At 64.3% G+C, this 14,197-nt stretch carries 10 protein-coding genes; 4 read left to right on the top strand and 6 right to left on the bottom strand.

From position 1 onward, the window contains the following. The first annotated feature begins 14 nt into the window (after nt 1–14). The 3 genes from JQ597_RS02340 (at nt 15) to JQ597_RS02330 (ending at nt 2,713) form a co-directional block, all read left to right on the top strand. Nucleotides 15–1,205, top strand: coding sequence for a hypothetical protein (locus JQ597_RS02340; RefSeq protein WP_212262535.1), 1,191 nt, complete (start codon nt 15–17; stop codon nt 1,203–1,205). After that, the gene (locus JQ597_RS02335) at nt 1,202–2,137 is read left to right on the top strand and encodes a glycosyltransferase family 2 protein (RefSeq protein WP_212262533.1); all 936 of its coding nucleotides are present in this window, start codon (nt 1,202–1,204) and stop codon (nt 2,135–2,137) included. The genes JQ597_RS02340 and JQ597_RS02335 overlap by 4 nt, the downstream gene beginning before the upstream one ends. Nucleotides 2,138–2,200: 63 nt before the next feature. Next, a complete protein-coding gene (locus tag JQ597_RS02330; RefSeq protein ID WP_212262531.1) occupies nt 2,201–2,713 on the top strand; it encodes a GNAT family N-acetyltransferase in 513 nt (170 codons plus the stop codon). A gap of 24 nt (nt 2,714–2,737) precedes the next feature. On the opposite strand, the gene JQ597_RS02325 is transcribed toward JQ597_RS02330, so the two are convergent. Together JQ597_RS02325 and JQ597_RS02320 are read right to left on the bottom strand one after the other, a co-directional pair. Then, nucleotides 2,738–5,116: a TonB-dependent receptor gene (locus JQ597_RS02325; protein WP_212262528.1), complete on the bottom strand. Its 2,379-nt coding sequence runs from the start codon at nt 5,114–5,116 to the stop codon at nt 2,738–2,740. Between the two features lie 107 nt (nt 5,117–5,223). Then, nucleotides 5,224–5,628, bottom strand: coding sequence for a DUF2946 family protein (locus JQ597_RS02320; protein WP_212262526.1), 405 nt, complete (start codon nt 5,626–5,628; stop codon nt 5,224–5,226). A 321-nt stretch (nt 5,629–5,949) separates the two neighbouring features. Between JQ597_RS02320 and zigA the strand changes: the two genes are divergently transcribed. After that, the gene (gene zigA / locus JQ597_RS02315) at nt 5,950–7,158 is read left to right on the top strand and encodes a zinc metallochaperone GTPase ZigA (RefSeq protein ID WP_212262524.1); all 1,209 of its coding nucleotides are present in this window, start codon (nt 5,950–5,952) and stop codon (nt 7,156–7,158) included. Nucleotides 7,159–7,176: 18 nt separating this feature from the next. On the opposite strand, the gene JQ597_RS02310 is transcribed toward zigA, so the two are convergent. From JQ597_RS02310 to JQ597_RS02295, 4 genes are read right to left on the bottom strand one after another with little or no spacing between them, the layout of a single operon-like run. Continuing rightward, the gene (locus tag JQ597_RS02310; RefSeq protein WP_212262522.1) at nt 7,177–9,240 is read right to left on the bottom strand and encodes a hypothetical protein; all 2,064 of its coding nucleotides are present in this window, start codon (nt 9,238–9,240) and stop codon (nt 7,177–7,179) included. Between the two features lie 4 nt (nt 9,241–9,244). Continuing rightward, nucleotides 9,245–12,055 (bottom strand): DUF4159 domain-containing protein, encoded by a 2,811-nt coding sequence (locus tag JQ597_RS02305; RefSeq protein ID WP_212262963.1) that lies wholly within the window; start codon nt 12,053–12,055, stop codon nt 9,245–9,247. Further along, complete coding sequence (locus JQ597_RS02300; protein WP_212262520.1) at nt 12,055–12,999, bottom strand: DUF58 domain-containing protein; 945 nt, start codon at nt 12,997–12,999, stop codon at nt 12,055–12,057. Before JQ597_RS02300 ends, JQ597_RS02305 begins: the two co-directional genes overlap by 1 nt. Then, nucleotides 12,999–14,000 (bottom strand): AAA family ATPase, encoded by a 1,002-nt coding sequence (locus tag JQ597_RS02295; RefSeq protein WP_212033218.1) that lies wholly within the window; start codon nt 13,998–14,000, stop codon nt 12,999–13,001. The genes JQ597_RS02300 and JQ597_RS02295 overlap by 1 nt, the downstream gene beginning before the upstream one ends. Between the last annotated feature and the right edge of the window lie 197 nt (nt 14,001–14,197).

Below are 14,197 nucleotides of genomic sequence, written 5' to 3'. Positions count from 1 at the left end.
GGGGGCCGGACAGGATGAAACTGATTAAACTTCTCTGCGGCTTCGCCTTCCTGGTGGTGCTGGCGAGCAACATCTGGACCATCTCGCGCTGGAGCGAAAGCCGCGGGGTCTATGACGACATCTGCTATTTGCGGCAGGCGCATCTGTTCAAGCTGTTCGGCCTGGACGGGCTCAACACCGACATCAAGCGCGAGGACGACCAATATCTCGCCAACAAGCTGAAGGCGATCGGCTATCCCGAGTGGAACGTGGCGACGCGGGCTCCCTGCCACGTCTGGATGGAGAAGACGAAAAAAACCGTCATTCAATATCCGCCGGGGACCGGGTTTGCGCTGGCGCTGTTCCCCGAAGGCTTTCAGGTTATCCCGCTCTATGTTCTGGCGTCGATCGTGGTAACCGGTTTCGCGCTGCTTGCGTTGAGCTGCGCATCAACGTGGTATTCGCTCGCATTGGCGGCCGTCTTCGGGGATGTCGCGATCTACTTGATGATCAATCCGACCAAGGCGAGCTATTCGATAGCGCCGACCATGATGATCTGCGCGCTCGCGGGCTGGCTCACCGCGAAGCTGTTGAAGGATGGATCGCGGCATCGGCTTGTGCTGCTCGCGCTGGTGGGGCTGCTGATCGGGCTGTCCGCGAATTTGCGCCTGCCGAACCTGTTCCTGTCGGCGGGCTATTGCCTGTATCTCGCCGGCGCATTCCTGCTGGCGCGAAACAGGGAGACGTTCCTGCAAGGGGCGGCATTCGGCGTTGCGTTCCTGATCGGGATGGCGCCGACGCTGGTGGCGAATGCAATCAATGCGGGAAGCCCGTTCACGACGACCTATGGCGGACAGGATCTCGCGCCGCCCGAGCTGGATGCAAGCGTCCTCTGGCAGTATTTCAGGGACGTGCAGTTCACCTTGCTGGCGATCGCGGCGGCATGGACCGCCTGGCTTTGGCGTTTCAATCGCGGCGGTGCGAGGCGGGTGGCCATCGTGCTGGCCGCCAATCTCGTGGTAAACCTGATTTTCTTCATGACGCATCCGATCTTCACGCCCTATTACATCATGCCGATCGACATGCTCACGCTGTGGACGCTGCTGTTCGCAACGCTCGATCTGCGCGGCAGGGCCGCCGCAGAGCCGGGCCTCCCTCAACTGGAAGAGGCCCTGAAGCGGCATAGGCGATCCATGGTCAGGCCTGATTCGGCAGGTCCGCGATGACGACACCAGCGTTGCGAGTTGCGGTTCTGGTGCCGTGCTTCAACGAGGAGGCGGCCGTCGCGACCGTGGTCGCCGATTTTCGCAAAGTACTGCCGGCGGCCGAAATCTTCGTCTATGACAACAATTCAAGAGATCGCACCGTCGAAGTGGCGCGGGCGGCCGGCGCGGAGGTGCGCAGCGAACGCCGTCAGGGCAAGGGGCACGTGGTCCGGCGGATGTTTGCCGATGTCGAAGCGGATATCTACGTGCTGGTCGACGGCGACGCGACCTACGACGCCCCCAGCGCCCCACGCATGATCGAGGCCCTGGTCAACGAACACCTCGACATGGTGGTGGGCTTTCGCGTCGATCAATCGGCCGCCGCCTACCGGCCCGGTCACCGCACCGGCAACTGGATGCTGACCGGATTCCTTTCGATGGTGTTCGGTCAGGCTTTCAAGGATATCCTCTCCGGCTACCGCGTGTTCTCGCGCCGCTTCGTCAAATCGTTTCCGGTGTTGTCGGACGGCTTCGAGATCGAAACCGAGCTCAGCGTGCATGCGCTCGAACTGGCGCTGCCGGTGGCCGAAATCGAGACACCCTATTTCGCCCGGCCCGAGGGGTCGTTCAGCAAGCTGAACACCTGGCGCGACGGTTTCCGCATCCTCGGCACCATCCTGAAACTCTATCGCTCGGAAAAGCCGCTGCGGTTCTTCACCGCAATCGGCGTGTTGCTGATGGTGATTTCCGTCGTCCTCGCGATCCCCGTCATCATCACCTATCTCGAGCACGGTCTCGTTCCGCGACTACCGACCGCGGTATTGTCGATGGGGCTGATGATTATGGCGGTGCTGTCGGTTTCGTCGGGGCTGGTGCTGGATACGGTGACGCGCGGCCGCCGCGAGATGAAACTGCTGGCCTATCTGTCGCAACCGGCCATCAACAAGAAATGAGGCATGGTTTAGCGCTGGCGGCAATGGACCGCGCCGCTGCCAGATGCTATCCCGCGCCTTACCATGAGCGAACTTTCCGTCACCATATTGCCCGAAACGCCAAAGGACGCGCAGGCGATCGAGCGCCTGCTCGAACGCACCTTTGGCCCCGGCCGCTTCGTGCTGAGTGCCTACCGGTTGCGCGAGCACGTCGATCACCTGCTCGATCTGTCGTTCACGGCACGGATCGGTACGCTGATGGTCGGCTCGGTGCGCCAGTTGCCGGTTTGCATCGGCGATACCCCCGCCTTGATGCTCGGGCCGTTGACGGTCGAGCCGCCGTTTCGCAGCCGCGGCGTCGGACGCATGCTGCTCGATCGCGCCCTTGCGGATGCCAAGGCAAAGGGCCATCGCCTGGTCATTCTGGTCGGCGACGAGGCCTATTACAGCCGTGTCGGTTTCAAGGCCGTGCCGAAGGGGCGGATGACCATGCCCGGCCCGGTCGATTACAGCCGCCTCCTGGTCGCCGAACTCGTCGACGGCGCCTTCGATGGCGTCTCCGGCGAGATCCGCCCGGACTGGAGCAAGGCGCGCTGATCTCGCCCTGCTCCAGCGGGATTGCTAGAACTTCAAATTCGCAAACGCCCGCACCCCGATGCCCGGCATCAGGACTTCGTCCTTGGAGTAGGACACCGAGTTGCGGATGTTTTCGTTCAACAGGTTGTTGCCGACGAGGCCAACCGTCATTTCCCGCGCGCCGAACCAGGACGCATCGAGCTTGGTCCTGTAACTGACCTCGGCCTTCAACAGATTATATCCCGCCGTCGGCGTCTCGCCGATCACGGCGATATCGTTCTGCGCGAAGGCGTGCAGCAGATTGACCCGCATCAACCAATTGGCGTCGCGATAGAACAGGCCGCCTCCGAGCCGCTGCGGCGGAATACGCGGTACGTTGGTCCCGTCCTCGAAGGTCGCGCGGACAATATCGTATTGTCCCTCGATTCCGAACAGACCGTTCCAGACCGGCAGCACATCGTACTGAAACTGGAATTCGCCGCCGCGGAAGGTGGCGTCGCGCTGGGAGTAGATCGCCTGGTTGAGTTCGAGGCCCGGGCCCGCCTGGCACACACCGTCTTCGCACGTGTTGCCGGTCAGCCGCCGATAGATGAAGCCGTTGAACTTGGTGTAATAGCCGGTGATTTCAAATCGCAAGGGGCCTGTTGCCCGTCGCAGACCGACTTCGACGGATTTCGCGGTCTCGATACCCAGATTGGGATTGCCGATATCGAATGTGACGGTCGCATCGTGACCGCCGCGTGAAAACAGCTCGGCGGGTTTGGGGGCGCGCTCGACATATTGGCCGGTGATGCTCGCAACCAGATTCCATGGAAGATTCTGGATCAGGCCGATACTCCCGCTCTTCGGCGCGAAGTTGAGGTTGCGCGGCGTGGCGGGGCCAATGGCACCGGGATCGACGTTGAGGTCGAACTCATCGGGAATGAAAGCCGGCGTCGTTCCAGTCAGGTTGGCGTGCTCGATACGCCCGGCAATCTGCGCCTTTGTCGCATCGCTGAATTTCAGCTCGTTGAAGATGTATCCGGCGACCTTGGTGTTCTTGTTGGGATCCCACAAGCCGTTCACTGGACTGCCGATATCATCCGGGCTCGGTGCTGTGAGTTCCTGATGCGACGCCTGGATGCCGACAGCCGTGGTGAGGGCGGCGAAGCGGACGTTGAACGGTGCCAACTGTACCTCGACGCGGCCTTCCTGCTCCTTGTTGGTGAAGGTCTGGCGCACGCCAAGCGTCGTCAGATCGGCGGGGTCGGCGAGGCCGATCTCATTGTGCTTATAGTCGGTGGCGCCCGCCCAGAAACGCACCGCATCGATTGCCGCCGCGTCCGGCCGGTATTCGCCCTTGGTCGTGAACTTGGTTTGACGTGCGTCGATCCGGGTCTGGTGATCGGCGCCGTCGATGCCGGGTATGTGATAGAGCGTGTCGTTCTGCGTGACGGCCGCTCCGATGAATCCGCCATGGAAGAAATACGAACCGCCGATCGATGCGCCGGTGGCCTGCGCCGAGGAATTCGGCTGGCGTCCATCGACCGGCCGGGTCTGGTCGAACAGATAAGGATAGCTCGGAATGCTGTAATCGCCCGACTTTCGTCCGTAGGCGTCGGCATGAATGGCGAAATTGCTGCCGCCGGCGTCGAGCAGAATTCCGCCTTCGACGCCGCGATCGACCGAATTGACCGCGGTGCGGGTCTCGACGTTCAGGCACCCCGGCGATGCGGCATTGGCGAGCGGGGCCTTCACCGGAAGCCCATAGGTCTGAAACGGGGGTGCCGCGCAGGTGGGCAAGGCGTCCGGAATGCGGTTGTTGGTGGCGCTGACAACGCCGCCGATCGCCGTGGACCCGTAACGCAGGGTTGCCGGACCGCGGATGACCTCGATCTGATTGGTCGAAAGCGGATCGATCGGCACGAAGTGATCTTCGCCGAGATCCGACGCGCCGTTGCTGCCGATCCCGTTCTCGACGATGCCGACGCGATTGACGTCGAGACCCCTGATGATCGGCCGGCTTGACGCTCCGGGTGCAAAGCTCGAGCCGGTGATCCCGGGCTTGGAGAACAGGAGATCGCCGAGCGTGCCACCGCCCTGCCGGCGGATTTCCTCGTTGGGCATGACGGTGACGGTTGCGAACTGATCAGTCACGACCGGCAGCACGCCCTGTTGGGGCGTGGCGGCGACGGGGACCGGTTGCGGCTCGTTATCGCGCTCGCGATTGCGGCCGGGCACGCCGCGGGCGACGCGCGCCGGCTTTCGCGCCGGGGTCACGTTTCTCCGCACGATCGGGCTTGGCGCCGTCACGGTGATTTCCGGCAGTTGTGTCGAGGAGGATGGCGAAGCCGCGTCCTGGGCCATCGCGCCGCTGCCGACCGCACAAAGGAATAGCCAGCTTGCGCCACCGATGTGGAACGCTCGTCTTTTGGTGAATGTCATTTGTCCCGATCCTGATTCCGTCAAGCGACGGATCGATTCGATTATCCCTTGGCGGATCGGCCACGTGTCACGCGGCGATCCCGTTCGGGCGCATCAGTCAATCGATGTCAGGAGGCGGGAGGGGCGCGGGACTGGAACGGCGAGCGGACCGAACTCAGATGCGCGAATTCGGCGTCGGTCGTCAGGTACAGAAGTTCGATAGCCTGCGGCAGCAGCAACAGCGGCGGTGCCGGGAATACGAGGTTGTTGGCCAGCGAAATGACGGCGCAGATCGCGCAGGCCTCAGCCGGATGATCGGTGTCGTGACTGGACGGTGGCTGCGCCTGGGCGGCCTGGCCTGCCGCCTCCGGTACGGCGGGGATCTGCGCATGATCGAGATCCACCTGCGTCAGGCTGGACGCGATCGCAGGCGCGACCGGGTGGAAATGCCCGAACGACAGCGCAAACTGGATCGCGAGCGCGAGCAGCGCCAGCCGCGAGCCGTGTTTGACGTTATTCCGGAACCACTTCACGACGATGGGGGCCTTGTCCCGGGCCGGCCAAGGTGTCTCGGCCGTCCCAATGTAATATTATAACATCAGCGGTGGTCTGCGGGGTCAACCGTGCTCGGTCCGGGTGCCGGCGCAATTCAAAGCGAGTGTGTGATTCACGCAACGGTATGCGGGTCGAGCTGATCATCGTCGATTGGGCGCACCTGGCGTCCCTCAAGTTTCCTGGTTGACAGCCGAACCGCGTTCAGATTGTTATGTTATAACATTACATAGATGCGGATCATCCCATGCCTCGCCGTCCTAGTTTGGGATTCCGTGAACTGAACAGGCTCTTTGACCTCGATGCGAAAACTCCCCGTCACGGTCTTGTCCGGCTTCCTCGGGGCTGGAAAGACAACTTTGCTGAACCATGTGCTGAACAACCGTCATGGCCTGAAAGTGGCGGTGATTGTGAACGACATGAGCGAGGTCAACATCGACGCCGACCTCGTACGCGATGGCGGTGCGAACCTGTCGCGGACGGATGAAAAGCTGGTCGAAATGACCAACGGGTGCATTTGCTGCACGCTGCGGGACGATCTCTTGAAGGAAGTTCGCGCGCTCGCCGAGAGCGATCGGTTCGACTACCTCCTGATCGAATCGACCGGCATTTCGGAACCCCTTCCCGTCGCGGCGACGTTCGATTTCCGCACCGAGGAAGGCGACAGTCTTTCCGACGTGGCGGTGCTCGACACCATGGTGACGGTGGTCGATGCGGTAAACCTGCTGCGCGATTATTCCTCGACCGACTTCATTCGGGATCGCGGCGAGTCGCTCGGTGCTGACGACAAGCGGACGATGGTGGATCTACTGGTTGAGCAGATCGAATTCGCCGATGTGGTGGTGCTCAACAAGATCGATGATGCTTCCAATGAACAGTTGGAGGCCGCTCGCAAAATCATCCGCGCGTTGAACCCCACAGCCGACATCGTGGAGACCAATTTTGCCAATGCGCCCTTCGAGCGCATTCTCAACACCGGGCGTTTCGATTTCGAGCGGGCGCAACAACATCCGCTCTGGTTCAAGGAGCTGTATGGCTTTGCCGACCATACGCCGGAGACCGAACAATACGGCGTCGGCAGCTTCGTCTATCGTGCGCGTCGACCGTTCGAGCCGGCGAAGTTCCATCAGTTCCTGAGGGAAAGCTGGACTGGAGTCATCCGGGCAAAGGGCCATTTCTGGATCGCCACGCGTCCGCAATGGCTGGGTGAATTAAGTCAGGCCGGCGCGATTGTCCGAACCGAAGGCCTGGGATTTTGGTGGGCCAACGTGCCGGCTGACCGCTGGCCGGACGATCCGTTCTGGCGGCAGTCGCTCAAGAAGAGCTGGAACGAACTGTACGGCGATCGCCGGCAGGAGATCGTCTTCATCGGCACCGCCATGGACCAGGACGCCATCACGGCGCGCCTCGACGCATGTCTTGTTCCAGGAAAGTCCGGCATGCACATCGATGAATGGGCTAGTCTGCCCGATCCATTCCCCAGATGGCGGCGCGCCGATGAGGCCGCTTAGCCATTCGGCGCGTTGCTTCTAGCGCCCTTCGCGGATCCAGGTCGCGGCGAAGGCACCGAGCAGCAGCAGCAGGCCGATCAGGCCGGCGAACATCGGCAGCACGCCGACGCCTTTGACGACGCTGGCGTCGCGCATCTTCACGCCCATCCAGCCGTCGCCGCGGAAGATGCTGGTGGAGCGCACCGGCACGATGCGGGGCAGGTCGATGCTTGACCCGTCGACCACGCGTCGAGCGTCGCCGCCGGTCGCTTGCGCCAGCGGCTTGAGCATTTCGATCGTCGAAGTGACTTCGGAAAATTCCCTCGGGTTGGTCGGCCCGACATTGATCAGCGCCTTCAGCGTGCCGTCGGTCGCCTGCCACAGGCCGAGTTCGCTCGCCGGTATGGTCGAACGCCAGGTGCCGGGATCGCTCGCGCTCAGCGTCAATTCGCGCGTGGCGCCGCTCGGCGAGGTCACCGTTACGGGTGCGACGTTGTCGGCCATGGTCTGCCGCAACACCACGAGGTCCTTGCCCTGGATCTGCAGGCGCAGTGCTTCTTCATCCAGATCAGGTTGCTTCATCAGCCAATGCGACATCCGCCGCAACAGATCGAGATGCGGGCCGCCGCCTTCATAGCCGCGCGCCCATAGCCAGATATGGTCCGACAGCAGCAGCGCGACGCGGCCCTCGCCGAAGCGCGACAGCAGCAGCAGCGGCTTGCCGTCGGCGCCGGTCATGACCGGCGGCGTGATGGCATTGCGCGTTTCCACGGTGCGGAAGAACCGGCTCCAGCGCGGCGGTTCGTTGGCGGAGCCTTCGAGGCCGCGCGTGACCGGATGACGTTTACCGATGTCGCTCAGACGTGCATAAAACGGCTTCTCGGAGACGCCGACGGGTTCGGCCGGCAGCACCGAATCCAAAGGCGTGCGCCAGATGCTGCTGGTCGAGGCGTAGTCCGGTCCGGCGGATACCAGCACCGCGCCGCCGGCACGCACATAGCGCGCCATATTCTCGAAATAGGGAATCGGCAGCACGCCCTGGCGGGCGTAGCGGTCGAAGATGATCAACTGGAACTCGTTGATCTTCTGCTGGAACAATTCACGGGTCGGGAAAGCGATCAGCGACAGCTCGTTGATCGGCGTACCGTCCTGCTTCTCCGGTGGGCGAAGAATGGTGAAATGCACGAGGTCGACGCTGGCGTCGGACTTCAAAAGGTTGCGCCAGGTGCGTTCGCCGGAATGCGGCTCGCCCGATACCAGCAGCACGCGCAATTTGTCGCGCACGCCGTCGATCGCGACCACGGCGCGGTTGTTGACCAGCGTCAGCTCGTTTTCCAGCGGCGAGGCTTCGATCTCGACGATATTGGGACCGGCATGCTTGATGTCGATCTCGACATTGGCGGTCTGGCCGCTCTGCAACGTGCGTTCGTTGATCACCTCGCCGTCGCGGCGCACCACAATCCTGGCGCGCTGGCCGGTGACGCCCTGGTCGTCCAGCCGGTAGGTGATGGTCTGGGGCTGGCCGACGATGCCAAATCTTGGCGCAGCAGAAATCGCGACGCGGCGGTCGCGTTCGTCCTTGCGGCCGGTGACCAGCGCATGCACCGGCGCCTGGAAGCCGAGCGCCGCGGCGTTGGCGGGAATGTCATGGACGCGGCCGTCGGTGATCAGGAAGGCGCCGGCGACGCGATCGACGGGAACATCCGCCAGCGCCGACGACAACGCGCCGAACAGCTTGGTGCCGTCGGTTTCGCCGTCGGCCTGTCCGGCGTCGACGACACGCACTTCCAGTCCCTTGACCTTCTTGAGGCTGTCGACCAGCGCTTCCTGCGCCTTCACTGTCTCCTCGTTGCGCGTGCCAAAATTCTGGCTCGGGCTCTTGTCGATGACCACGGCGGCCACCGACGACAACGGCTCACGGTCTTCGCGGGTGAAGGAAGGGTTGGCGAGCGCGAGCAAGATCAGCGCCAGCGCGGTGACGCGCACGGCTGCGCCCCGCGCACGGCCGATCAGCAGCAGCACGGATATCGCGACGATCGCGGCCAGCGCGATCCACAGCACGAGGCTGGGGACGAGGGGGGTGAACGCGATGCCGTACTGCATGCCGTTATTGCCCCAGCCGTTCGATGAGGGCAGGCGCGTGCACCTGGTCGGCCTTGTAGTTGCCGGTCAGCGTGTACATCACGATGTTGACGCCGGCGCGGAAGGCGAATTCGCGCTGGCGCGGTTCGCTCGGCGTCAGCGGCAGCATCGGCTGGCCGTCGGGCCGGATCGCCCAGGCCCCTGCAAGATCGTTCGAGGTGATGATGATCGGCGAGACGCCGTCGCCGCCACGCGCGGGCCGCGATGCGGCTTCGTCGTCATCCTCGCGCGGCAGGGTTTCGACCCAGGTCTGGCCCGAGTTGAACCGGCCCGGAAAATCCCGCAGCAGATAAAACGTCTTGGTCAGCACGTGCTCGCGTGGCACCGGCTCGAGCTCGGGCACGTCGAGCGAGGAGAGAATCTCGCGCAAGGTTCGCATGCCCGGCGTCTGCGATGCGCCGTTCTCGCCCGGTGGCGCCTCGATGGCGTCGCGGGTGTCGAACACGACCGTGCCGCCCTGCTTCATATAGGCGTCGATGCGGTTGATGGCGTCCTGCGGCGGTTTTGGCGCACCCGGTACCACCGGCCAGTAGATCAGCGGGAAGAACGCCAGCTCGTCGCGCGCGGGATCGATGCCGACGGGGTCGCCGGCTTCCAGCGCGGTGCGCTGGGCGAGAAACAGCGTCAGTCCCGACATGCCTGACTTGACGATGGAATCGACGTCAGCATTGCCGGTCACGACATAGGCGAGGCGCGTCTGCGAAACCGACTTGATCGCAAAATCGTCATTGTCGGCGGCGCGGAGCGGGGCGGGCGCGATCGACGTTGCGGCCAGGATCATCGCCAATACCAATGCTGCGGGTGCGGCTCGCCGCCGCCACAGCGCGGCAAGGCCCGCGCCGAGCATGGCGACCACGATCGCATCGATCAGGAACAGCGCCAGCGATGACGACAACAGGATGCCGCGCAGATCGCGCGGTTCGGCGTTGGTGTAGCTGGCGCGGCGGGCGCGCAGCGACGTCGTGTCGAGTGCTGCGATACGATCGGCGGAGGCCAGCGTGTTGACGGCGATCGGACCTTCGGCCGCGCCATAGAAACCCGGCGGATGATCCGCGGTGGCGCGGTCGCGATAATCGGCCGGCATCGGCTTGGCGGTGGAGGGCGGCGGGCCGAATGCGCCAAAGCCATCGAGCGTGCGCAGCGGCGCCACGGTCTCGACATTGGTCGCTTCGCCGGCGACGCCCGCGCCCGGCTTTTGCGTGTAGCCGGACGTATCGACCAGCCGACGCAGCATCTCGACGAAGCTGCCGGACATCGGCAGGTCGGACCAGCGCGAGTCGGCGCCGACATGGAACAGGCTGAGGATGCCCTTGCCCCGATGCTCGCCAGTCACCAGCGGCGTGCCGTCTTCCAGCGAAGCCCAGCTCTTGGTTGCCAGCACGGCATCTGGTTCAGCCAGAACCTGGCGGTTGACGGTGACGTCCTTCGGTACCTGCAAGCCCGCGAACGGGCCGTCGGCGGCGAACGAGGCCATATGCTGCGGCTTTTCCCAGGTCAGGCTGCCGCCAAGGCTGCGGCCGCCGCGGCGCAGTTTGACCGGCACCAGATCGTCATCGGCCTGAGCGAGGCGGGGACCTGCGAAACGCACCAGCACGCCGCCCTGGTCGATCCAGGCGTTGAGGCGTTCGCGGATTTCCGGCGACAGCGTGCCGACATCAGCCAGCACGATCATCGGCAGCCGTTGATCGAGGAACTGTCCGATCACCTGCTGCGGCGCGCCGCGGTCGCCGAGCCGCACGTCGGCGAACGGCGACAGCGCGCGGGTGAGATAGAAGGTCGAGGCGAGCAGCGGCTGCGCGGTGTCGCTGGTGGCGCCCGTGACGACGCCGATCGCGCGCCGCCGCCATCGCTTGTCGAGCAGCTGCACGGCGCCGGCGGATCGCTCGCCGGCAATTTCCAGCCGCGAGATGTCGTTGCGCAACTCGACCGGCAGTTCGAACGCGGCTTCGGCTTCGCGGTCCTGCGGTCCGAACGCGTAACGGGCTTCACCGATCGGCGAACCCTTGGCGTCGATCGCACGCACCACGCCGGCGGCAATGCCGCTGTTGGTGCGCAATACTTTCACCGTCATCTTCGCCGCGGCGTTCTCGGCGGCGACCAGCGCCAGGGCTGAGGCTGCGCCGCCTTCATAGATCGTCAGCGTGCGATCGCCGGCCGTCTTGGCCAGCGCCTCCAAAAATTCGGCGCCGCGTCCGGTATCGACGCCGTCGGATAGCCAGGCGAGTTCGGCATCACCGGTGGTCTTGAGGAAGCGGTCGAGTGCGGCGAGCGTTTCGACGCGATCGATCGAATAGGGCTTTGGCGCCAGCTGGCGCAGTGCGACGCGGGCCGTGCCGCCCGGCATCAGCGTGACGTCGCGCGCCGGTTCGGACAATGGTACCAGCGCGACGCCGCGGCGGTCATTGTCGGCATTGGCGATCAATTCGTCGGCGGCCTTGATCCTCGTTTCCCAGCTCGAGGCCGCGCTCCAGCCGTCATCGAGCAGGATCACCAGCGGCGCCCTGCTGCCGCCGGCGGCGGTCTGCGGATTCCAGATCGGACCTGCGGCGGCGAGGATCACCAGGGCTGCTGCGGTCAGGCGCAACAGCGTCAGCCACCACGGCGTCCGCGACGGGGTTTCTTCCTTGGGTTTGATGTCGAACAATAGCCGCGTCGGCGGAAACTCGATCCGCCTCGGCCGCGGCGGCATCACGCGCAGCAGCCACCACAGCACTGGAAGAGACAACAGGCCCAGCAGTAGCAGCGGTTGTGCAAAAGAGAGCGGCAGGCCCGCGATCATGCGCTTCGCCCCGCTTTGACGGTCGAGGAGCGCACCGCGCCCTTGCTCACCATCATGCCCGAGTGCAGGAACAACAATAGCTCGGCCGCGGAGCGGCTGGTGGTATGGGTCGAAAACAGCCAGTCGAGCTTGTTGGTCTCGCCCCGGATCTCGTCGCGATGCAGGGCGACGCGCGCGACATAGTCGCTGGCCCAGCTCTCGGCACGGCCGGCGGTGATGACGCCGCCGCTTTCCGGTTCGACGAACTCGACGCGTCCGGAATAGGGAAAGGTCTCTTCGGCGGGATCGACGATCTGGATCAGCGTGCCATGCGCGCCGGAGGCCGACAGGCCCGCGAGCATGGTGTGGATTTCGCTCATCGGCGACCAGAAATCCGACAGCACCACGATCTCGGCCAGCGCCGACGGGATGAACGACGGCGGCAGGCTCGCGCGCGCGGCATCGTCATGCAGCATCGCCTGCGCCATCTTGTCGATGACGCTGCGGCTGGCGGTCGGGTTCATCAGGCCGGGGATGCCGACGCGTTCGCCGCCCGCGACCAGCAGTTCGGCCAGCGCGAAGGTCACGATCAGGCCGCGCTCCAGCTTGCTGTCGCGCGCCTGCTTCGAGGCAAAGGCCATCGACGGCGAGCGGTCGGGCCACACCCATACGGTGTGCGCGGCCTCCCATTCCTGCTCGCGGACATAGAGATGATCGTCACGCGCCGAGCGGCGCCAGTCGACGTTCTGCGACGGCTCACCCGAGACGAAGCGGCGGTATTGCCAGAAACTTTCGCCGGAGCCGGCGCGGCGGCGGCCGTGCAGGCCGTGAATGACGTTGGCGGCGATGCGGCGGGCTTCAAGCACGAGACGCGGCAGCGATGCGGCGAGCGTACGGCTTTCGCCATCGGCACGTCGGATTGCTGTGATCTCCCCGTTGGCGTGCTTGGTCTCTGCGGCCATCAACCAATCCGCGTCTTCAATTGCCTGATCACGTCGGGAATGGTGCGGCCTTCCGCGCGCGCCGAGAACGTCAGCGCCATGCGGTGTTTGAGCACCGGTTCGGCAAGGTCGAGCACATCGTCGATCGAGGGCGCGAGACGGCCGTCGAGCAGCGCGCGGGCGCGGACCGCCAGCATCAGCGACTGGCTGGCGCGCGGACCGGGGCCCCAGGCGATCAGCTTCTCGCTCTCGCCATCCGGATTGGGACGCGCGGCCCGCACCAGCGAAAGAATGGCCTCGACCACGCTGTCGCCGACCGGCAGGCGGCGCACCAGCCGCTGGGCGGTGATCAGGATCTCCGCGTTCATGGAGGCCTTGGCGAGCGTCTCATCCGCGCCGGTCGTCTCGAACAGGATGCGGCGCTCGGCGTCGCGGTCGGGATAGTCGACGTCGATTTCCATCAGGAAGCGGTCGAGCTGGGCTTCCGGCAGCGGATAGGTGCCTTCCTGTTCCAGCGGGTTCTGGGTCGCGAGCACATGGAACGGCTTGGGCAGATCGTGCCGCGCGCCTGCAACGGTGATGTGCTGTTCCTGCATGGCTTGCAGCAGGGCCGACTGGGTGCGCGGGCTGGCACGGTTGATTTCGTCGGCCATCAGAAGCTGCGCGAATACCGGGCCCGAGATGAAGCGGAACGAGCGTTTGCCGGAGTTGCTCTCGTCCAGCACTTCGGCGCCGAGAATGTCAGACGGCATCAGGTCAGGCGTGAACTGGATGCGCTTGGCATCGAGACCGAGGGTGATGCCGAGGGTTTCGACCAGCTTGGTCTTGGCGAGGCCGGGAACGCCGATCAGGAGTGCATGACCGCCGGACAGGATCGTCACCAGGGTATTTTCGATCACCCGTTCCTGGCCGAAAATGACGGTGGAGATGGCTTCTTTCGCGGCCTTGATCTGACCGGCGACTTGTTCGGCCGAACGGACGATTGCGTCCTCGAGCTTTTCGACACCATCTGCGCCAGGCATATCCATCTCCTTCACCGCTTCATGACCCCGCCGAATGCGTCGTCATGCCACGAACCTCATGCTAAACCTGCGCAAAGGCCATGTATTCGCTGAATTAAACTATCCCCACATTATCGGTATATGGGGGTATGAACGGCATCACGATATGGCGAGAATATTGTTCCCGCTCACGTCTCTCGGACGTGCACCAATCGTGC

It is taken from the genome of Bradyrhizobium sp. AUGA SZCCT0177 (assembly GCF_018130125.1).
Lineage (GTDB): Bacteria > Pseudomonadota > Alphaproteobacteria > Rhizobiales > Xanthobacteraceae > Bradyrhizobium.
The sequence above is the reverse complement of the archived record's forward strand: the minus strand, read 5'-3'. Positions and strand labels throughout refer to the sequence as shown.

Bases quoted from the DNA above. Each gene is read 5' to 3' on its own strand.
- JQ597_RS02310 (WP_212262522.1), bottom strand. From the start codon at position 9,240: ATGCAGTACGGCATCGCGTTCACCCCCCTCGTCCCCAGCCTCGTGCTG.
- zigA (WP_212262524.1), top strand. From the start codon at position 5,950: ATGCGAAAACTCCCCGTCACGGTCTTGTCCGGCTTCCTCGGGGCTGGA.
- JQ597_RS02300 (WP_212262520.1), bottom strand. From the start codon at position 12,999: ATGGCCGCAGAGACCAAGCACGCCAACGGGGAGATCACAGCAATCCGA.
- JQ597_RS02335 (WP_212262533.1), top strand. From the start codon at position 1,202: ATGACGACACCAGCGTTGCGAGTTGCGGTTCTGGTGCCGTGCTTCAAC.
- JQ597_RS02340 (WP_212262535.1), top strand. From the start codon at position 15: ATGAAACTGATTAAACTTCTCTGCGGCTTCGCCTTCCTGGTGGTGCTG.
- JQ597_RS02325 (WP_212262528.1), bottom strand. From the start codon at position 5,116: ATGACATTCACCAAAAGACGAGCGTTCCACATCGGTGGCGCAAGCTGG.
- JQ597_RS02295 (WP_212033218.1), bottom strand. From the start codon at position 14,000: ATGCCTGGCGCAGATGGTGTCGAAAAGCTCGAGGACGCAATCGTCCGT.
- JQ597_RS02330 (WP_212262531.1), top strand. From the start codon at position 2,201: ATGAGCGAACTTTCCGTCACCATATTGCCCGAAACGCCAAAGGACGCG.